At 72.3% G+C, this 19,450-nt stretch carries 20 protein-coding genes; 12 read left to right on the top strand and 8 right to left on the bottom strand.

The genetic code is table 11. The features are described from left to right. Nucleotides 1-2,079: transglycosylase domain-containing protein (locus J0670_RS07950; protein ID WP_243436691.1), on the bottom strand; the 2,079-nt coding region annotated here is incomplete at its 3' end. A gap of 502 nt (nt 2,080-2,581) precedes the next feature. Here J0670_RS07950 and J0670_RS07945 point away from each other — a divergent pair. Further along, a complete protein-coding gene (locus J0670_RS07945) occupies nt 2,582-2,905 on the top strand; it encodes a WhiB family transcriptional regulator (protein ID WP_195911063.1) in 324 nt (107 codons plus the stop codon). A gap of 73 nt (nt 2,906-2,978) precedes the next feature. Here the strand turns inward: J0670_RS07945 and J0670_RS07940 are convergent, their stop codons facing one another. Together J0670_RS07940 and J0670_RS07935 are read right to left on the bottom strand one after the other, a co-directional pair. Then, nucleotides 2,979-4,208 carry an ArsA family ATPase gene (locus J0670_RS07940; protein WP_307806432.1) on the bottom strand — a complete coding sequence of 410 codons (1,230 nt, stop codon included), beginning with the start codon at nt 4,206-4,208 and terminating at the stop codon, nt 2,979-2,981. Continuing rightward, nucleotides 4,205-5,278, bottom strand: coding sequence for an ArsA-related P-loop ATPase (locus J0670_RS07935; protein ID WP_207810683.1), 1,074 nt, complete (start codon nt 5,276-5,278; stop codon nt 4,205-4,207). The genes J0670_RS07940 and J0670_RS07935 overlap by 4 nt, the downstream gene beginning before the upstream one ends. A gap of 198 nt (nt 5,279-5,476) precedes the next feature. Here J0670_RS07935 and J0670_RS07930 point away from each other — a divergent pair, with 198 nt between their 5' ends. From J0670_RS07930 to J0670_RS07910, 5 genes are all read left to right on the top strand, one after another. After that, nucleotides 5,477-5,635: a DUF4177 domain-containing protein gene (locus J0670_RS07930; protein WP_158835332.1), complete on the top strand. Its 159-nt coding sequence runs from the start codon at nt 5,477-5,479 to the stop codon at nt 5,633-5,635. Then, nucleotides 5,632-6,099 (top strand): RidA family protein, encoded by a 468-nt coding sequence (locus J0670_RS07925; RefSeq protein WP_207810682.1) that lies wholly within the window; start codon nt 5,632-5,634, stop codon nt 6,097-6,099. The genes J0670_RS07930 and J0670_RS07925 overlap by 4 nt, the downstream gene beginning before the upstream one ends. Nucleotides 6,100-6,162: 63 nt before the next feature. Then, nucleotides 6,163-7,029 carry an NUDIX hydrolase gene (locus J0670_RS07920; protein ID WP_207810681.1) on the top strand — a complete coding sequence of 289 codons (867 nt, stop codon included), beginning with the start codon at nt 6,163-6,165 and terminating at the stop codon, nt 7,027-7,029. A gap of 142 nt (nt 7,030-7,171) precedes the next feature. Then, on the top strand, nt 7,172-7,345 hold the full coding sequence (locus J0670_RS07915) for a hypothetical protein (RefSeq protein ID WP_207810680.1): 174 nt from the start codon (nt 7,172-7,174) through the stop codon (nt 7,343-7,345). After that, nucleotides 7,342-8,175: an MBL fold metallo-hydrolase gene (locus J0670_RS07910; protein WP_207810679.1), complete on the top strand. Its 834-nt coding sequence runs from the start codon at nt 7,342-7,344 to the stop codon at nt 8,173-8,175. Before J0670_RS07915 ends, J0670_RS07910 begins: the two co-directional genes overlap by 4 nt. Nucleotides 8,176-8,316: 141 nt before the next feature. Here the strand turns inward: J0670_RS07910 and J0670_RS07905 are convergent, their stop codons facing one another. Continuing rightward, entirely contained in the window at nt 8,317-8,991 is a 675-nt protein-coding gene (locus tag J0670_RS07905; protein ID WP_030288117.1) for a Crp/Fnr family transcriptional regulator, read from the bottom strand. Nucleotides 8,992-9,258: 267 nt separating this feature from the next. On the opposite strand from J0670_RS07905, the gene J0670_RS07900 reads away from it, so the two are divergent. The 6 genes from J0670_RS07900 (at nt 9,259) to J0670_RS07875 (ending at nt 15,411) form a co-directional block, all read left to right on the top strand. Then, a complete protein-coding gene (locus J0670_RS07900; RefSeq protein WP_207810678.1) occupies nt 9,259-10,869 on the top strand; it encodes an FUSC family protein in 1,611 nt (536 codons plus the stop codon). A 39-nt stretch (nt 10,870-10,908) separates the two neighbouring features. Then, entirely contained in the window at nt 10,909-11,409 is a 501-nt protein-coding gene (locus J0670_RS07895) for a MarR family winged helix-turn-helix transcriptional regulator (RefSeq protein WP_207810677.1), read from the top strand. A 125-nt stretch (nt 11,410-11,534) separates the two neighbouring features. Next, on the top strand, nt 11,535-12,527 hold the full coding sequence (gene nth, locus J0670_RS07890) for an endonuclease III (RefSeq protein WP_207810676.1): 993 nt from the start codon (nt 11,535-11,537) through the stop codon (nt 12,525-12,527). Further along, entirely contained in the window at nt 12,524-13,258 is a 735-nt protein-coding gene (locus J0670_RS07885) for a CoA pyrophosphatase (RefSeq protein WP_207810675.1), read from the top strand. The genes nth and J0670_RS07885 overlap by 4 nt, the downstream gene beginning before the upstream one ends. A gap of 46 nt (nt 13,259-13,304) precedes the next feature. Next, on the top strand, nt 13,305-14,489 hold the full coding sequence (locus tag J0670_RS07880) for a MarP family serine protease (protein ID WP_207810674.1): 1,185 nt from the start codon (nt 13,305-13,307) through the stop codon (nt 14,487-14,489). Nucleotides 14,490-14,709: 220 nt separating this feature from the next. Next, nucleotides 14,710-15,411, top strand: coding sequence for a metal-dependent hydrolase (locus J0670_RS07875; protein ID WP_196951992.1), 702 nt, complete (start codon nt 14,710-14,712; stop codon nt 15,409-15,411). A gap of 96 nt (nt 15,412-15,507) precedes the next feature. Here J0670_RS07875 and J0670_RS07870 read toward each other — a convergent pair whose 3' ends face one another. The 4 genes from J0670_RS07870 to nhaA form a co-directional block, all read right to left on the bottom strand. Beyond that, nucleotides 15,508-15,750 (bottom strand): hypothetical protein, encoded by a 243-nt coding sequence (locus J0670_RS07870; protein ID WP_207810673.1) that lies wholly within the window; start codon nt 15,748-15,750, stop codon nt 15,508-15,510. A gap of 144 nt (nt 15,751-15,894) precedes the next feature. After that, the gene (locus tag J0670_RS07865) at nt 15,895-16,932 is read right to left on the bottom strand and encodes an alpha/beta fold hydrolase (RefSeq protein ID WP_207810672.1); all 1,038 of its coding nucleotides are present in this window, start codon (nt 16,930-16,932) and stop codon (nt 15,895-15,897) included. Between the two features lie 77 nt (nt 16,933-17,009). Beyond that, nucleotides 17,010-17,486, bottom strand: coding sequence for a phage holin family protein (locus tag J0670_RS07860; protein ID WP_207810671.1), 477 nt, complete (start codon nt 17,484-17,486; stop codon nt 17,010-17,012). Nucleotides 17,487-17,710: 224 nt separating this feature from the next. Beyond that, nucleotides 17,711-19,087 (bottom strand): Na+/H+ antiporter NhaA, encoded by a 1,377-nt coding sequence (nhaA, locus tag J0670_RS07855; RefSeq protein ID WP_207810670.1) that lies wholly within the window; start codon nt 19,085-19,087, stop codon nt 17,711-17,713. Nucleotides 19,088-19,450: the final 363 nt, after the last annotated feature.

Genomic DNA, 19,450 nt, shown 5'->3' with positions numbered 1-19,450 from the left:
GGCGCCCGCCGGGGGAGTGGCGGGAGCGGCCGGCTGCGGGTCCGGGATGCTGGTGGTCTGGATCGGCTCCAGCGGCGAACCCTTGAGGGCCTGGTTCATCGCCATCTGCCAGATCGGACCGGGGCCGTCGGCGCCGAAGACCTCGTCGAAGTGCTTGCCGCCGATGTTGATGTTCTTCATCTTGACGCCGCCGGCCGGGCCGCCGAGCCAGACCGCGGTGGCCAGCGACGGGGTGTAGCCGTCGAACCAGGCGGCCTTCTTCTCGTCGGTGGTACCGGTCTTGCCGGCGATCTTGCGGCCGTCGTCCAGGCCGAGGGCGGCCGCGGTGCCCTTCTCGGTCACGTTGAGCAGGACGGTGTTGAGCGAGTCCGCGGTCTGCTCGGAGAAGGCCTGGCTGCACTGGGACTGCGGGACCTTGATGTCCTTGCCGTCCACCGTGGTGATCTTGTTGATCGCGATCGGGGTGCAGTACTTGCCGCGCGCGGCGAAGGTCGCGTAGACGTTCGCCATGGTCAGCGGGGAGAGCTCCAGGGTGCCCAGGACCATCGACGGCACCTCCTGGAAGGCGTCGCCCTTGGACGACTGGGTGATGCCCAGCTTGTTCGCCATCTGCTTCATCGCGCAGAGGCCGACCTGCTGCTCCATCTGCACGAAGTAGGTGTTGACGGACAGCGCCATGGCCTGCTTGAGCTCGTACGGGCCGACCTCGCTGGCCGACTCGTTCTTCACCGTGGCCTTGGGCTTGTCGGTGTTCTTCCAGGTGCCCGAGCAGGTGGACATCTGCGGGTAGTCGATCTTGTTCTCGGACGGGAACGCCTGGGTGTTCGACATGCCCGACTCCAGCGCCGCCGCGGCCAGGATCGGCTTGAAGGTCGAACCGGTCTGGAAGCCGTTGCCGCCGCCCATCGCCGCGTCGACGTTGAGGTTGACGACGGTCTGGTTCTTGTTCGGGTCCAGGCCGTACGGGCGGGTCTGGGCCATCGCCAGGATCTTGCCGGTGCCGGGCTCCATCATGGTCGCCGCGGCCGACACCTGGTCGGTCACGTTGACCTTCTTGGTGACGGCGTTCTGGGCGGCGGCCTGCTTGTCCGGGTCCAGCGTGGTGTAGATGTTCAGACCGCCGGTGTCCCAGAGCTTCTTCCGCTCGTCGGCGCTCTTGCCGAAGGCCGGGTCCTGCTTGACCACGTGGCGCACGTAGTCGCAGAAGAAGCCCATGCCGGCCTGGGCGGTGATGCAGCCGTTCTGCGGGTCCTTGTACTTCAGACCCAGCGGGGCGGCCTTCGCCTCCTTCGCCTGGTCGGCGGTGATGTGCTTGTTCTCCAGCATCTTGTCGATGACGACGTTGCGGCGCTTGACCGTGTTGTCGGGGTAGCGCACCGGGTCGTACTGCGACGGGTTCTGGACCAGGCCGGCGAGGGTGGCGGCCTCGGCGATGGTCAGGTCCTTGTTGCTCTTGCTGAAGTAGCGCTGGGACGCGGACTCGACCCCGTAGGCCTGGTGGCCGTAGAAGGTGATGTTGAGGTAGTTGGTGAGGATCTGATCCTTGGTCAGGTCCTCCTCCAGCTTGATCGCGACCTTCAGTTCCTGGATCTTGCGGCCGAGGGTCTTGCGCTGGGCCTCCAGGACGGCCGCCTGGTCGTCACCGGCCTTCTCCACGTTGACGTTCTTCACGTACTGCTGGGTCAGCGTGGAGGCGCCCTGGGAGGCGGTGCCGCTCTCCGCGTTCTTGCCGACCGCGCGGAGGATGCCCTTGAGGTCGACGGCGCCGTGGTCGTAGAAGCGGGCGTCCTCGATGTCGACCTGGGCGTGCCGCATGAACGGCGACATCTGGTCGGCGGTGAGGACGGTGCGGTCGCGCTCGTAGACCTTGGCGATCAGGCCGCCCTTGGCGTCGAAGATCTGGGTGGCCTGGGTGAGCGGCGGGGTCTTGAAGTCGTCGGGGATGTTCTGGAAGCTCTCCGCCGTGTCCTTGGCGGTCAGCCCGATGGCGCCGACGGCGGGCAGGGCGAGGCCTGCCAGCAGGACTCCGGAGAGCACGCTGACGCCCAGGAACTTCACGCCGTTGCCGGCGTGGTCCATCGGTGATCCGCTGCTCTTGCGGCGCGGAGCTCCGGTGTTGCCTGGGGGCGGGGATGCCTGGGGGCGCTTCGGTGCCATGGGGAGAACCCTACGTCCCGGAATCCCGCACATAGGGGCAGGTGTTCGCCTAGGCTTGTCACAAGCTTGCGACAGCTTCGGTGCGTCAACACCATTCACTCTTGTGAGTGGGGAGACTTGTCCGAATTGACCGCTCTCGTGCGGTTTTTGAGGCCGCTGCGGCCTGTTGTGCTCGTGTGAACGGTTGCGCTCAGTGATGGCGCCTGTGGCGAGAGTGTGGGCCTTGAGCTTGGCAAGGGTCGCGACCTGCGATCACTCCAACGAGTGAGCTGACCGATACCCATAGTCCGATTGGGTCATTCGAGATTGAGCCCGAAGGGGCTGTTGCAAGCTGTCGTTCTTCCGTAACGTCCTCAACTGGCAACGGTGAATATGCCGTTGCCGCCGTGGGGGAGCCTCGAATACGGGAGAGGACGGCGCCGGCATGGGCTGGGTTGACGACTGGAGTGCGCAGGCCGCCTGCCGCACGAGTGATCCGGACGAACTGTTCGTCCAGGGGGCGGCACAGAACCGGGCGAAGGCGGTGTGCAGCGGCTGCCCCGTTCGAACGGAGTGCCTCGCGGACGCCCTGGACAACCGGGTGGAGTTCGGGGTGTGGGGCGGGATGACGGAGCGCGAGCGCCGGGCGCTGCTGCGCCGCCGCCCGACGGTCATCTCGTGGCGGAAGCTGCTGGAGACGGCCCGCACCGAGTACGAGGAGTCCCTCGCGACCGGCGTGATACTGACGGACTACGCCCAGGCGGGCTGAGCGGCGGCACCACGGGCCCCGCCCGACCGGTCGTACCAGTCGTACCGGTCGTGTCGGCCGTGCCCTGCGGGGACTACGCCGCTCCGTTGAGCCTGTCCCCGATGGCCCGCAGCCCGTCCAGGTCGTGCACGTCGCCCGGCAGCGCGGCGACCTCCACGATCGGCACGTCCGGGTACACCGAGACGAAGCGGTCGCGGGTGCGCCGCTCGCGCCCCATGATCTGCATCCGCTCGGCGTGCAGCCGCAGCAGTCCCGCCGCGAGCAGCTCCGCCTCGGGCGAGGAGTGCTCCGAGCCGTTCTCCTCCAGGGCCTCGGCGGCCGCCAGCGCCCGTTCCGCGGTCAGCTGCGGCGCTCCCGTGCTGTGCACCCGGTTGAGCACCAGCCCGGCCAGCGGCATCCGGTCCGCGGCGAGCCGGTCCACGAAGTACGCAGCCTCGCGCAGCGCGTCCCGCTCCGGCGCGGCCACCACCAGGAACGCCGTGCCCGGCGCCTTGAGCAGCTGGTAGGTGCGGTCGGCGCGCTCGCGGAAGCCGCCGAACATCGAGTCCATCGCACTGACGAAGGTCTGCACGTCGGTGAGCAGCTGGGCGCCGAAGATCTTGCCCAGGGTGCCGGTGAGCAGGCCCATCCCGGCGTTGAGGAACCTCATCGCGCTGCGCCCGCCGACCTTGGCCGGGGCGGTCAGGATCCGGATCACCCGGCCGTCCAGGAAGGACCCGAGCCGGTTCGGGGCGTCCAGGAAGTCCAGCGCCGAGCGGGACGGCGGGGTGTCCACGACGATCAGGTCCCACTCCTCGGCGGCGCGCAGCTGCCCGAGCTTCTCCATCGCCATGTACTCCTGCGTGCCCGCGAAGCCGGCCGACAGGGACTGGTAGAACGGGTTCTCCATGATCGCCCTGGCCCGTTCGGGCTCGGCGTGGGCCAGCACGACCTCGTCGAAGGTCCGCTTCATGTCGAGCATCATGGCCTGGAGCTCTCCTCCGGCCCCTCGCCCGGTGCCGCCCCCGTCCGAGCCTCCGAGCGGCGCCCCCTCCATGGGGGTGACGCCCTTGACCACCCGGGGGGTGTTGTCGAGCTCGGTCAGACCCATCGACTGGGCCAGCCGCCGGGCCGGATCGATGGTCAGCACCACGACCTTGCGGCCGCGCTCGGCGGCCCGCAGGCCGATCGCCGCCGCGGTGGTGGTCTTGCCGACGCCGCCCGAGCCGCAGCAGACGATGATCCTGGTCTTCGGGTCGTCGATCAGCGCGTCGACCGCGAGCCGGCTGCCGGTGCCCCGCACGCCGTTCGTCGAAGAGCTCACGCCGCCCCCTGCCGCTTCAGTTCGCCCGCCAGCCGGTACAGCCCGCCGAGGTCCACGCCCTCGCCCAGCAGCGGCAGTTCGTACGTCGGGAGCCGCAGCTGCTGAAGGTCGGCGCGCTGCTCGCGCTCCAGCTCGACCCGCTCGGCGTGCTCCCTGGCCTGCTCCAGCAGCGGGTCGAGCAGCGGCTCCACCGCCGCCCGGACCGTCTCCGCCCTGCGCGAGCGGCCCCCCAGCCCGGCCTCGCCGAGGGCCAGTGCCACCTCCTCGCGGTGGTCCCCGTCCACCGCGGCCACGGCGGCCGCGTCCAGCACCGGCGGCCGGACCATGTTGACCATCACCCCGCCCACCGGGAGCTTCGCCTCGCGCAGCTCCGCGATGCCGTCGACCGTCTCCTGCACCGGCATCTCCTCCAGCAGGGTGACCAGGTGCACGGCCGTCTCCGGCGACCGCAGCACCCGCATCACGGCCTGCGCCTGGGTGTGTATCGGGCCGATCCGGGCCAGCCCGGCGACCTCGGAGTTGACGTTCAGGAACCGGGTGATCCGGCCGGTCGGCGGCGCGTCCATCACCACCGCGTCGTAGCGGCGCCGCCCGTCCGGGCCCTTGCGCCGGGCCGCCTCGCAGGCCTTGCCGGTGAGCAGGACGTCCCGGACGCCGGGGGCGATGGTGGTGGCGAAGTCGACGAAGCCGACCTTCTGCAGCGCCTTGCCGGCCCGGCCGAGCTTGTAGAACATCTCCAGGTACTCGAGCAGGGCCTGCTCGGTGTCGATCGCCAGCGCGAGGACCTCGCCGGCCCCGCCCTCCCCGGCGGGCAGCCCCAGCTGGGTGCGGGAGACCGAGGCGATCCGGCGCTCCTCGTACGGGAGTGCGGCGATGCCGAACAGCTCGGCGATGCCCTGCCGCCCCTCGACCTCGATCAGCAGCACCCGTCCGCCGTCGGCGGCCAGCGCCAGGGCCAGCGCGGCGGCCAGCGTGGTCTTCCCGGTGCCGCCCTTGCCGCTGACCACGTGCAGCCGGACGCCCTCCCAGTCGGGGTCGCGCCGGGCCGCCTGGCCGGGGGTGCGTGCCACGCTCCGTCTCCGTCCGTCTCCGTCCTACGGGCGCCCCCTCAACCGAGGGCGCCCCTCTCGCGAGGGTAACCAGGGAGCGCGCCCGATGCCCGGAGCACCCGGGGTGCCAGGACTGAATCATGCCCCCTTTGTGCCCCACCTCACACGCCGTCCACGGTGCGGCGGCGATCGCCGCGACGGCTCGTCTAGAGTCTGGCCATGACCAAGTGGGAATACATGACGGCGCCCCTGCTGGTGCACGCCACCAAGCAGATCCTGGACAACTTCGGCGAGGACGGCTGGGAGCTCGTCCAGGTCGTGCCCGGCCCCAACCCGGAGCAGCTGGTGGCCTACTTCAAGCGGGAGAAGAGCGCATGAGCAAGGTCGAGTCGAAGCTGGCCGAGCTGGGTCTGACCCTGCCGCCGGTGGCCGTTCCGGTCGCCGCGTACGTGCCGGCCCTGCGCTCCGGTGAGTTCGTGTTCACCTCCGGCCAGCTGCCGGTCGTCGAGGGCAAGCTCCCGAGCACCGGCAAGGTCGGCGCCGAGGTGTCCCCGGAGGAGGCCAAGGAGCTCGCGCAGGTCTGCGCGCTGAACGCGCTGGCCGCGATCAAGTCGGTGATCGGCGACCTCGACCTGATCGAGCGGGTCGTGAAGGTCGTCGGCTTCGTCGCCTCCGCCCCCGACTTCACCGGGCAGCCCGCCGTGATCAACGGCGCCAGCGAGCTGCTCGGCGCGGTGCTGGGCGAGGCCGGGGTGCACGCCCGCAGCGCGGTCGGCGTCGCGGTGCTGCCGCTGGACGCCCCGGTCGAGGTCGAGCTCCAGGTGCGCGTCAAGAGCGCCTGAACGTGATCGCGGAGGCGGGGACGGGCCTGTCCAACCCCGCCTCCGTGCGCTTAGCATCCGGGCATGGACCATCGAGCAACGACGCTCCCGATGCCGCCAGGATGGCCCGCCCGGATCCGGGCGGTCGACTCCGGCGAGCTGACCCCGCCGGTGCCCAGGCCCGCCGCGACCGTGGTGCTGCTGCGCGACGCCGCCGCCGGGCCGGAGGCCTACCTGCTGCGCCGCCGCACCTCGATGGCCTTCGCGGCCGGGATGTACGCCTACCCGGGCGGCGGGGTGGACCCGCGGGACGCCGAGGTCGAACCGGGCTGGGCCGGGCCGGCGCCCGGGGAATGGGCCCGGCGGCTCGGGGTGGACGCCCGGACGGCGCGGGCGGTGGTCTGCGCGGCCGTGCGCGAGACCTTCGAGGAGGCCGGCGTGCTGCTGGCCGGACCGGACGCCGGGAGCGTCGCCGCGCCGCGTGACTGGTCCGCCGAGCGGGCCGCGCTGGAGGCGCACGAGCTGTCCTTCGCCGAGTTCCTCCGCGACCACGGCCTGGTGCTGCGCAGCGACCTGCTGGGCGGCTGGGCCCGCTGGATCACCCCGGAGTTCGAGGAACGGCGCTACGACACCTGGTTCTTCGTCGCCGCCCTGCCGTCCGGCCAGCGCGCGGCCCTGGAGGTCGGCGAGGCCGACCGGGTCGCCTGGCTGACGCCCGCCGAGGCGGTGGAGGGCTACCGGGAGGGCCGGTTCGGCATGCTGCCGCCGACCGTGACGGTGCTGCGCGAACTGTCGTCGGTGCGGACGGCCGCCGAGGCGGTGGCCGTGGCGGACGACCGCGTGCTGGCGCCGGTGCTGGGCCGGGCCGAGGTCCGGGGCGACCGCATGACGGTCCGCTGGCCCGGGTACGACGAACTGACCATCGACGGGGAGTTTCCCGAGGGCTCCTGATCGTCCGATGATCGTCCGACCGTACGGAAACCGCCGTACCGACACGACCATCCGCTTCACCGCCTGTTCCACCGACCGATCCACCGACCGTTCCACCGACCGATCCGCCGACCGCTCCGTCGACCAGAAAGGACCGACGCCGATGAACCACGACGATGTGGCTCGCCGGAAGGCACCCGAGCTGCCCGCCCGCCGACTGACCCCCCGTTCCCCGGCCTGCTCCGGCCCGGTCCCGTTCGTCGAGGTCGCCCAGCGCGCCCTCGTCCGGGCCCTGCCGCTGCGGGTCCTGCACCGTGACGGCGAGGGCGGCCGGTGAGCGGACTCCTGCCGGGTGACCCCGCCGCCGCGATCGGCGGCGAGGCGACCCCTCGGGCGCTGTGCGTGCTGGCGCCGAACCCGTCGCCGATGACGTTGGACGGCACCAACACCTGGCTGCTCTCCGAGCCCGGTTCGGACCTCGCGGTGGTGATCGACCCGGGACCGCTGCACGAGGGCCACCTGCGCCGGGTGGTCGAGCTCGCCGAGGAGCGGGGCAAGCGGATCGCGCTCACCCTGCTGACCCACGGCCACGCCGACCACTCCGAGGGCGCGGCCCGCTTCGCCGAACTGACCGGCACCGAGGTACGGGCGCTGGACCCGGCGCACCGGCTGGGCTCCGAGGGCCTGGTCGGCGGCCAGCGCCTGGACGTCGGTGGCCTCGACCTGCGGGTCGTGGCCACCCCCGGCCACACCTCGGACTCGCTGACCTTCCACCTGCCCGCCGACGGCGCGGTCCTCACCGGGGACACCGTGCTCGGCCGCGGCACCACGATGGTCGCCCACCCCGACGGCCGGCTCGGCGACTACCTGGACTCGCTGCGCCACCTGCACACCATGGCCTCCGAGCACGGCGTGCGGACGGTGCTGCCCGGCCACGGGCCGGTGCTCGCGGACGCGCTCGGCGCCGTCGACTACTACCTGGCCCACCGGGCCACCCGGCTCGCCCAGGTGGAGACCGCGGTCGAGGCGGGCTGCCGGACGGCCGCGGACGTGGTGGCCCGGGTCTACGCCGACGTGGACCGGGCGCTCTGGCCGGCGGCCGAACTCTCGGTGCGGGCGCAGTTGGAGTACCTGGAGGAGCACGGGCTCATCCCGGACCTGGGCTGAGCCGGCGAAGGACCGGGCTGAACCGGCGCAGGCCTGCGCTGAACCGGCGAAGGCCTGCGCTGAGTCGCGAACGCCTGCGCCGAGCCGCGAACACCGAAGGGCCCGTCCGTTTCCGGACGGGCCCTTCGCGGTGCTCGGGTGTCAGCGCGAGCGGCGGGACAGCCGCTCGACGTCCAGGAGGACCACCGCGCGCGCCTCCAGCTTCAGCCAGCCGCGGCCGGCGAAGTCGGCGAGCGCCTTGTTGACCGTCTCGCGGGAGGCGCCGACCAGCTGGGCCAGCTCCTCCTGGGTGAGGTCGTGGGCGACGTGGATGCCCTCCTCGGACTGCACGCCGAACCGGCGGGAGAGGTCCAGCAGGGCCTTGGCGACGCGACCGGGCACGTCGGAGAAGACCAGGTCGGACATCACGTCGTTGGTCCGGCGCAGGCGGCGGGCGATGGCCCGCAGCAGCGCGATGGAGACCTCGGGGCGGGCGTGCAGCCAGGGCTGCAGGTCGCCGTGGCCGAGGCCCAGCAGCTTGACCTCGGTGAGCGCGCTGGCGGTGGCGGTGCGCGGGCCCGGGTCGAACAGCGACAGTTCGCCGATCATCTCGCTGGGGCCGAGCACGGCCAGCATGTTCTCGCGGCCGTCCGGCGAGGCGCGGTGCAGCTTCACCTTGCCCTCGGCGACGACGTACAGCCGGTCGCCCGGGTCGCCCTCGTGGAACAGCGACTCACCACGGGCGAGGGTGACCTCGGTCATGGAAGCGCGCAGCTCGCCGGCCTGTTCGTCGTCGAGTGCCGCGAAGAGTGCGGCGCGCCGCAGAACGTCGTCCACGTGCTTCCTCCTTCTCGGCCGTGCGGCGGGTGGGCCGTCCGGCGCAAGTTCCGTTCAGTGTTCTGCATCACCAAGCATGGCGCATGTCGCTCCGATCATATGAGGAGGGGGTGTGTGCGGGTGTGCCGTGCGGGGCCATTCGTACCGGTTGGTCTCCGGGTGGGGCGCCCGGTGGCGGTCACTCGATCGAACGTCCGACCGATGGTGTCGAACGGGCGTGTCGTGGAATATATGTTTCACAGATAAATTACCTGCTAACCTTTTCCTATGGTCACAACCACCAAGTTCCGGCAGGCACTCCGGGTCGGTCCGCCCGGAGACGGCTGGCACAAGCCCGCGCTCAGCGCCGTGGTGACCCTCGGCACCCTCAACCTCACCCTGCTCGCCCTCGGCCGACTGGACCTCGCCCTCTACACCTCGGCAGGTGGCCTCGGCGCGCTCTACGGACACGGTCTGCCCTACCGGGCCCGCGCCCGGACCCTGGCCGGCGTGCTCCTGGGCACCGTCCTCAGCACCGCCGCCGCCCTCACCGCCTCCGCGCTGACCCGCGACGCCGTCGTACTGGTCGCGGTGGCGGCCGCGCTCGCCGCCCTGCACAAGCTGCTCTGCGACGCCGCCCGGGTCGGTCCGCCCGGCGCCCTGATCATCACCTTCACCAGCGCCAGCTGCGCCTTCGTCCCGCAGCGCCCCGCCGACCTTCCGGCGCACCTGGCGCTCACCGTGCTCGGCGCCGCCCTGGCCTGGCTGGTCTGCATGGCCCCCGCACTGCCGCGCCCGTACGGCCCGGAACGGATCGCCACCGCCCGTGCGCTGGAGGCCGCCGCCCGGCTGCCGCGCAGCGAGCCCGGCGCGCCGGACGCCGCTGCCGCCCGCACCGCCCTGGTCGGCGCGGTCGCCGCGGCCCGGCACAGCCTCGCGCTCTCCTCCCCGAACCGGCGGCGGGACCTCGGCGACGCACCCGAGCGGCTGCTGGTCCGCGCGGAGGGGGCGCTCGCCGCGCCCACCGACCCGGCCACCGCCGAGCGGTACGCGGCCTGGGCCCGCGACCTGCGCCGGGGCCGCCCGCTGCCACTGCTCGACCTCACCGAGGCGGAGGAAGCCGAACTGCGTGCCCACCGCCCCGGCCCCCGGCCCTCGCTGCGCGCCGCACTGCGGCCCGGCTCCGCGCTGCTGCCGATAGCCCTGCGGGTCGCGGTCGGCTGCGCCGCCGCCGGATGGCTCTCGCTGGCGCTCGGCGTCGGCCGCCCGTACTGGGCCGTGGTCACCGCGGCCTCGGTGTTCCAGGCCAACAGCACGCTCTCCTGGCAGCGCGCGCTGCAACGGGTGCTGGGCAACCTGCTCGGTCTGGCGGTGTTCACCGCCGCCCTGCCCCTCGCGCACTCCGGACCGGTGGCGCTGATCGTGCTCGGGCTGGTGTGCCAGTTCGGCGCGGAGGCGACGATCGCCCGCAGCTACTGGCTCGCCACCGTCTTCGTCACGCCGATGGCACTGCTGATGACCGAGTTCGCCGGCCTGCAACCCGCCCGGGCCCTGGTCGCCGACCGCTGGCTGGACACCTGCGTCGGCGCGCTCACCGGCCTCGCCGCCTGCCTGCTCGTCACCAACCGCCGGACCGCCATTCGGCTCTCCCGCGCCCTGGCCGGAGCCGAGAGCGCCACCGACGCGGCCCGGACCGCCGGCCCCGGCCCCGAGGCCACGGCCGCCCGGACCGGCCTGGCCGCCGCCCTGCTGGAACTGCGCGAGGCCGCCGACACCGCCACCGGCGAATGGCGCCGTCCCGTCCTCCCGCACCAGCGCACCGCCGACACCGAACGGCACGCCCACCACCAACTGGCGGCCCTGCTGGCGCGGCGCGGTGACGTCCGGGGCACGCCCTAAGATCGGGGGGAGGCGGACCGCAGAACGGGAGCAGCGCACGTGGAGGACGTCGTCGCAGGTGTGCTGCGCCAGTGGGAGCGTGCCTACCCGGGCCTGGACACCGGCCCGATCGCCGTCCTCGGCCGGATCAACCGCTGCGCCGCACTGCTCCAGCAGACCCCCGACCCGCTCACCCGGGCCGGCCTCACCCGCGCGGAGTTCGACATCCTCGGCGCCCTGCGCCGGGTCGACAGCGAGCTGACCCCCACCCAACTGGCCCGGGAGAGCTTCGCCTCCGGCGCCGCCGTCACCAAGCGCCTGCGGCTGCTGGAGGAGCGCGGCCTGGTCAGCCGCCGCACCGACGACCGGGACCGCAGGGTCGCCCACCTCTCGCTCACCGACGCCGGGCTGGAACTGGTCGACGGCCTGATCCAGGAACTCGTCGCCTACGACCGCGCCCTCCTCTCCGGCCTCACCCACGACCAACAGGACCGCCTCGCCGAAGGCCTGGCCGACCTCCTCAACACCCTTGAGGGCACCATCGGCCGCCCGCTCCGATGACCGCCCCCGGCACGTTGCCCGACCCCTCGGCCGCACCGCCTCGTTCACGCAACAGCGGCCCCGGCAGGGCGGTTTCCGTGCTTGATCGGCCCCGAGCGGTGCGCCGCTCGGCGTAGCCTTCGTGCATGGCAGAGAGCAAGGCCCGGAAGACCGCGACGTCGAAGCCCGTGTCGGAGTCGGCGTCCAAGCCGTCGGTGACGAAGCCGGTGGCCAAGAAGGCGGCCGCGAAGCGGACGGCGGTGAAGTCGGCGGCGGTGAAGTCGGCGGCGGTGAAGTCGGCGGCGGTGAAGTCGGCGGCGGTGAAGCTGAGGAAGCCGGAGTCGCACCTGGCGATGGTGCGGCGGGCGCGGCGGATCAACCGAGAACTGGCGGAGCTGTATCCGTACGCGCATCCGGAGTTGGACTTCGAGAACCCGTTCCAACTGCTGGTGGCCACCGTGTTGTCGGCGCAGACGACGGACCTGCGGGTGAACCAGACCACCCCGGCGCTGTTCGCTAAGTACCCGACGCCCGAGGACATGGCGGCGGCGAACCCGGAGGAGCTGGAGGAGATCATCCGGCCCACCGGCTTCTTCCGGAACAAGGCTAAGTCGCTGATCGGCCTGTCGATCGCGCTGCGCGACGAGTTCGGCGGCGAGGTCCCCGGCCGGCTGGACGACCTGGTGACCCTGCCCGGCGTCGGCCGCAAGACCGCCAACGTCGTGTTGGGCAATGCCTTCGGAGTGCCGGGCATCACCGTCGACACCCACTTCGGGCGGCTGGCACGGCGCTTCGGCTGGACCACCGAGGACGATCCGGTGAAGGTCGAGCACGCCGTCGGCGAGATCTTCCCGAAGTCGGAGTGGACGATGCTCTCGCACCGCGTGGTCTTCCACGGCCGCCGGATCTGCCACTCCCAGAAGCCCGCCTGCGGAGCCTGCCCGATCGCGCCGCTCTGCCCCGCGTACGGGGAGGGCGAGACCGACCCGGAGAAGGCCCGCAAGCTGCTCAAGTACGAGATGGGCGGTCAGCCCGGACAGCGGCTGCGGCCGCCGTCGGACTTTCCCGGTGAGGCGGCCGCCCGCGCCGACGCCGCCGCCCACCACGGGCGGGTCGCGGACCTGGCGGTGGAGAAGTGATCGCGGGGGCGATCGAGCGGGACGGCCTGCCGGGCTGGCTGGAGCCGGTCCGGGAGGCGGCCGAGCGGGTACTGCCGGAGCAGCTGAGCCGCTTCCTGCCGCCGCGGGAGGGCGGCCGGGCGGCGGCCGTGCTGATGCTGTTCGGCGAGGGACCGGACGGACCGGACCTCCTGCTGATCGAGCGGGCCCGCTCGCTGCGCTCGCACGCCGGTCAGCCGTCCTTCCCGGGTGGCGCGCTGGACCCTGAGGACGGCGACCCGGACGGCCACGGCCCGATCGCGGCGGCGCTGCGCGAGGCCTGGGAGGAGACCGGCCTGGACCCGTCCGGGGTGCAGGTCTTCGCGGCGCTGCCCCGGCTGTACATCCCGGTGAGCCACTTCGTGGTGACGCCGGTGCTGGGCTGGTGGCGGGTGGAGTCCCCGGTGCGCCCGGTGGACCTGGGCGAGACCGGCGCGGTGTTCCGGGTGTCGATCGCCGACCTGGCCGACCCGGCGAACCGGGTCCGGCTGCGGCACCCGTCCGGGCACATCGGGCCGGCCTTCGCGGTCGCCGGGCGGCTGGTGTGGGGGTTCACCGCGGGGGTGATCGACCGGGTGCTGCACCACAGCGGCCTGGAGCTGCCCTGGGACCCGTCCCGGGTGGTCGACCTCTCGGACGACGCGCTCGCACTGGTCCAGGGCGACCTCGAACACTCCCGCGCGCTGCCGGGCGGCGACGTCGACGCCTCGTGACGGGCCGTCGGCGCGGGCGGGTCGCCAACCGTGGGAGGGTGTCGGGGTGAACGTCCTCGATGTGCTGCTGATCGCCGCTGCCGTGGCATTCGCCGTGTCGGGCTACCGGCAGGGCTTCGTGGTGGGTGTGCTGTCACTCGTCGGCTTCCTCGGCGGCGGCCTGCTGGCCGTCCAGCTGCTGCCGCTGCTGCTCGACCACCTCAGCCCCGGCACCACCGCCTCGGTGGTGGCCGTCGTGGTGGTGATCGTCTTCGCCGCGATCGGCCAGGCGATCACCGCGCACTTCGGCTGGAAGCTGCGCGGGCACATCGACCGGCGCCCGGCCCGGGTGCTGGACGCGACCGGCGGTGCGGCGGTCAACGTGGTCTCGATGCTGCTGGTGGCCTGGCTGATCGGCTCGGCGCTGGCCGGGACGTCCCTGCCGACGGTCTCCAAGCAGGTCCGCTCCTCGGCGATCCTCGGCGGCGTCCAGAACGCGCTGCCCGGCGACGCGCCGAACTGGTTCTCGGACTTCTCCAAGGTGCTCGCCCGCAACGGGTTCCCGCAGGTCTTCAACCCCTTCGAGCACGAGCCGATCACCCAGGTCGACACCCCCGACCCGGCGCTGGCCGGCAGCCCGGCGGTGGCGAAGGCCCGGCAGAGCCTGGTCAAGGTGGTCGGCACCGCGCCCTCCTGCGGCAAGACCCTGGAGGGCAGCGGCTTCGTCTTCGCGCCGCACCGGGTGATGACCAACGCCCACGTGGTCGGCGGAGTGGACGAGCCGACCGTGCAGATCGGCGGCGTCGGCCAGCTGTACGACGCGACGGTGGTGCGCTACGACTGGCAGCGCGACATCGCCGTCCTGGACGTGCCCAAGCTGAACGCGCCCCCGCTGGCCTTCGCGGGCGAGGCGAAGACCAACGACAGCGCGATCGTCGCCGGCTTCCCCGAGAACGGCGCCTTCAACGTCCAGCCGGCTCGCATCCGCGGCCGGATCCAGGCCAACGGCCCGGACATCTACCACCGCGGCCAGGTGGTGCGCGACGTCTACTCGGTGCGCTCGCTGGTCCGCCAGGGCAACAGCGGCGGCCCGCTGCTCACCCCGGACGGCCAGGTGTACGGGGTGGTGTTCGCCAAGTCCCTGGACAGCGCCGACACCGGGTACGTGCTGACGGCGGCCGAGGTGCGTGAGGACGCGACGGCGGGCAGCAGCGCCAGCGCCCGGGTGGACACCCAGGGGTGCGCGCTCTGAGCCTCCGGGGACTGGCGTTCCGAGCTTCCGGCGCGGGGTGTCCTGTGCTGCCCCTGACGCTGAATGTCCTGAGCCTCCGACGCCGGGTGACGCCGGGTGTCCTGCCGGTCCGATATCCGTCGCACCGTCAGTCCTCCCTGGTAGCCTCGGCCGCGCTCACCCGTTCGGCTCAACCGGGCGCCGTCCCGGAGTGGGCTCAACGGGAGGTCGTGGTAGTCCGATGATGGGTCATTCGCACGCGGTGAGCGGGGCGATGCTGTACGCGGCGTCGGCTCCCTTCCTGCCCCCGCTGCTGCTGCACACCACGCTGCAGCCGGCGGACATACTGATGGGCACGGTGCTGTGCGCGGGGGCGGCCCTGCTGCCGGACCTCGACCACCACGACGGCTCGATCGCCAACTTCCTCGGCCCGGTCTCCAAGGCGCTCTGCCGTTTCGTGGCCTGGGCCTCCGGAGGTCACCGGCACGCCACCCACTCGCTGCTGTTCGTCGCGCTGATGGGCGGCGGCACCTGGGCCGGCGTCACCTACCTGGGCCGCAACTTCACCCTCGCGGTGACCTTCTTCCTGCTGGCACTCGCGATCCGCGCCCTGCGGCTCTGCCCGCCGAGCAACGGGCCGGAGGCGTGGATCACCGTCATCGGTCTGGCCGCGCTCGGCACCTTCGGGATGAACACCTGGATGCCCAACTCGCCCGGCTGGCTGCCGTACGCGGTCGCGCTGGGCACTCTGGCGCACCTGCTGGGCGACTGCCTGACCAAGAAGGGCGCGCCGCTGCTGTGGCCGCACAAGGAGCGCTACGAGATCGTGCTGATCAAGCGCAGCGGGAACAACGTCGAGACCAAGGTGCTGGTGCCGATCATGTCGGTGGCGACCTTCGTCCTGCTCTGGTTCACCGCGCTGTCGCCGACGATCGTGAACTGATCGGCTGGCGGGCTGGCGGGCGGCGCGTGTCGCTTCGTCGGGTGGGGGTGTGGGGCCGACCGGTTGCTGACCGGTCGATCGAAGCGGCGCGAGGCCTCAGGTCTCGCGCCGCAGTCGTGCGCCCACCCAACGGGCGCGTCGGCCGAGGATGCGCGGGATGCCCATCTGCCGCTGCGACCCGCGCCGACGGCGGTCGAGGCCATCGAAGCCGTCGAGGCCGTCGAAGCCGATGCCGTCGAAGCCGAGGTCCTCGGCCCGGTCCGGGTGGTGCGCGGAGCGCTGGGGGCTGTTGTGGCGTCGGCCGTGCGGGGTGTCGCCGTGATCGGGCATCCAGGTCATACCGGATGGATGCCCTCGGGCCGGTGGAGGTAACCGCCCTGGCCGGGTCGAAATTGGCCTATGCGGTTGTCATATGAGCGCTGTAGTAAGGGAGTTGGGCCCAAGGACCCTTCCCTGTTGCCCCTCCGCTGGGCCCTCGCCCCGTCACTCCTTGTGACGCCCGACCCAGTCCAGCAGCTCGGCCGTGAACTCCTCCGGTGCCTCCTCGTGCGGGAAGTGCCCGACCTCCGGCAGCAGCCGCCAGCGGTACGGTGCGGCCACGTACTCGCCGCCGCCGAGCGCGGTGCGCGACAGCAGCACCGGGTCCGAGGCGCCCTGGACGTGCAGGGTCGGCGCGGTGATCGGCTTCTTCATCCGCCGGGCGAACTGGATGCCGTCCGGTCGGGCCATCGAGCGCAGCAGCCAGCGGTACGGCTCGATCGAACAGTGCGCGGTGCTGGGGATCCGGATCGCCTGCCGGTACGCGTGCACCGCCGTCTCGTCCAGCTTGTGCGGCCCGGTCCACTCGTCCAGGTAGCGGCCGACCAGTGCGGCGTCGTCGGCCACCAGGCGGCGCTCCGGTATCCACGGCCGCTGGAAGCCCAGCACGTGCTCGAAGGCGGCCATCTGCCGGCGGTCGGTCAGCAGGGCCCGGCGCAGGTCCCGGGGGTGTGCGGCGGAGACCACCGTGAGGCTCTGGATCACCGACGGGCGCATCACCGCGGCGACCCAGGCCAGGGTGCCGCCCGAGGCGTGCCCGACCAGGTGCGCCCGGCGCTCGCCGAGCGAGCGGATCACTCCGGTGATGTCCAGGGCGAGGTTGCCCGGGTCGTAGCCGCGCGGGGTGCGGTCGCTGCCGCCGATGCCCCGCAGGTCGAGCGCCACCGCGCGGTAGCCGGCCTCGGCCAGCGCGGTCAGCTGGTGGCGCCAGGCCCACCAGTACTCGGGCCAGCCGTGCACCAGCAGTACCAGCGGGCCGGTGCCCAGCTCGGCGATGTGGAAGCGGGCGCCGTTGGCCGCGAGGTCGCGGTGCGTCCACGGGCCGGACTGCCGGATGTCCCAGGACCCCGTGCCGCCGGCGCCGACGCCGTGGGGCCCTTCGGCGGCCGGCTCCTGGTCCTGTTCGGGGGCCGGCTCGGGGCCGGAGTCGAGGCCGGAATCGGCGGACGGCTGCGCGGGCACGGGCGTCTGGTCAAGCGGCATACCGAGAGCGTGTCACATCCGAGCGCCGGACACGTGCCCGGCACTCGCTGTCGGCGGGTTCGAACGCCCTCCCGTGTTTACGGGATGCGGCCCAGGGCCCGGTCGATCTCCTCCTTGGTGGCCGGGCGCGGACGGGCGTTCTTCAGCACGTCTGCGGTCTTCTGGGCGCCCTCGATGGCGCGGTGCGGCGGCTCGATCTTCTTGAAGGAGCGGTAGGCCAGCAGTCCGAGCAACACCGCGAGCACCAGGTAGGCGCCCGCCACGACGAGGAAGGACCAGCCGAGCGACAGGCCCAGCGCGTGGATGCCGAAGGCCGCCGCGGCGCTCAGCATCGGGATGGAGAACAGCGCGATCACGGCGGCCACCGCGATCGACACCCCGCCGGAGACGCCGCGCTTGACGTCCGCGCGGATCTCGGCCTTGGCGAGCGCGATCTCGTCGTGGACCAGCGCGGACAGGTCGGCGGTGGCCGCCGCGAACAGCTGTCCCACCGAACGCTCGCCCTCGTAGGGCGCCCGGCCGTTGCTGGACGGGTCTGCGGCTCCTGTGGGCATCAGCGGTTCTCCTCTGTGGCTGTGCGGCGTGACGCCGTCGCGGTGTGCGGTTCCGGGGCCGGTGGGGGGTCCGGAGGCGTCAGTGGGTTGTCGACAGCTCAGAATCATGCCCCTACCGGTCAGTCGGACACCACTCCGGGGCCCTGCCGGGGGGACGTGTCCCGGCCGCGGCCGGGCCGTGGGGACCGGTTCCGGCTCCGGGGCGTGACCCGGAGCCGGCGGCCTCAGCTGGTGGTGCCGGAGTCCTCGCCGGGCAGTCGGCGGGTGGGTTCGGAGACCCGCGCCCGCCAGGCCGGGTCGTCCTCCTGGTAGATGTCCGGGACCCCGTCGCCGTCCAGGTCCCGGTCCTCCTCCTCGCACAGCGCGCGGTAGTGCCGGTTGCGCAGCTTGAGCAGCACGGTGGCGACGGTCGCGCAGAGCAGCGAGCCGACCAGGACGGCCGTCTTGGAACGGTCGGCCAGCGCCAGGTCGTCCGGGAAGGCCAGCTCGCTGATCAGCAGCGAGACGGTGAAGCCGATTCCGGCCAGCACCGAGACGGCGAACAGGTCGGCCCACTTGAGCTGCGGGTTCAGCTCGGCCCGGGTGAACCGGGCGGCCAGCCAGGTGCCGCCGAAGACGCCCACCGTCTTGCCGACCAGCAGGCCGGTCATGATGCCGAGCGGGGCGGCCTGGGTGAACACCTCGCGCAGCGCCGGGCCGGATATCGCCACCCCGGCCGAGAACAGTGCGAACACCGGGACGGCGAGGCCGGCCGAGAGCGGGCGGACCAGGTGCTCGATGTGCTCGCCGGGGGAGTGCTGCTCGTCGCCCTCCCGGTGGCAGCGCAGCATCAGGCCCATCGCGACGCCCGCCACCGTGGCGTGGATGCCGCTCTCGTGCATCAGCGCCCAGACCACGACGGCCAGCGGCACGAACAGGTACCAGCCCTTCACCCCGCGCCGGTGCAGGAACCAGAACAGCACCAGGCCGGCGAAGGCCAGGCCGAGCGCCCAGAACTTGATCCCGGAGCTGTAGAAGATCGCGATGATCAGGATCGCGATCAGGTCGTCGACCACGGCCAGGGTGAGCAGGAAGGCGCGCAGGGCCGAGGGCAGGTGGCTGCCGACCACGGCCAGCACACCGAGCGCGAAGGCGATGTCAGTGGCGGTCGGGATGGCCCAGCCGCCGGGGTGGCCGCCGCTGCCGGAGTTGACCAGCGCGAACAGGATCGCGGGCAGCGCGACACCGCAGACGGCGGCTATGACGGGCAGCAGCGCTGCGCTCGGGGTGCGCAGCTCGCCCGCGACGAACTCGCGCTTGAGCTCGATGCCGGCCACGAAGAAGAAGATCGTCAGCAGGCCGTCCTTGGCCCAGGTGGCGAGGCTGAGGTCGAGGTGGAGCGGGGCGGACGGGCCGACGGTGTAGTCGAGCATGCTCTCGTACGCGTGCGGCCAGACGTTGGCCCAGATCAGCGCGACCACGGCGGCGGCCAGCAGCAGCATGCCGCCGACCGTCTCGGTGCGCAGGGCGTCGGTGATGAAGGTGCGCTCGGGCAGTGACAGCCGGCCGAGGAGCTGCCGGCGGCGGGTCGTCGGCCGGTGGACGGGCGGCTGGTCGGTCACGTGGGACCTCCTGAGGGAGCTGGGAGCGGCAACGGATGCACGGGTGGTGCAAGTGCCGACCAGACTTCCCGGCGCGCCCTGTGACGCCCGGATTCCTGCTCAAGGATCTTGATGCGTCCTTAACAGTCTAAAGGACATTCGAGTGACATCCAGATTGTCCTATGCAAGGACTTAAGCCCTGATGGCCGGTTCTGCACTCCGGAGGAGCAGCGAACCGGCACTCGAACGGCCCGGGACTAGTGCAGTCGGGTGAACGGAGTGACCGGGCTGCGGGGCCGCGCGGGCGCGTCGTCGTGCGAGCCTCTTTGCTGCGGATTTCGTCGCTGCGGGTTCGTTGCTGCGGGCCTCGTCGTCGCGCGGCCG

The organism is Streptomyces sp. FH025, assembly GCF_017427025.1.
In the GTDB taxonomy this organism is placed as follows: domain Bacteria; phylum Actinomycetota; class Actinomycetes; order Streptomycetales; family Streptomycetaceae; genus Kitasatospora.
The sequence above is the reverse complement of the archived record's forward strand: the minus strand, read 5'-3'. Positions and strand labels throughout refer to the sequence as shown.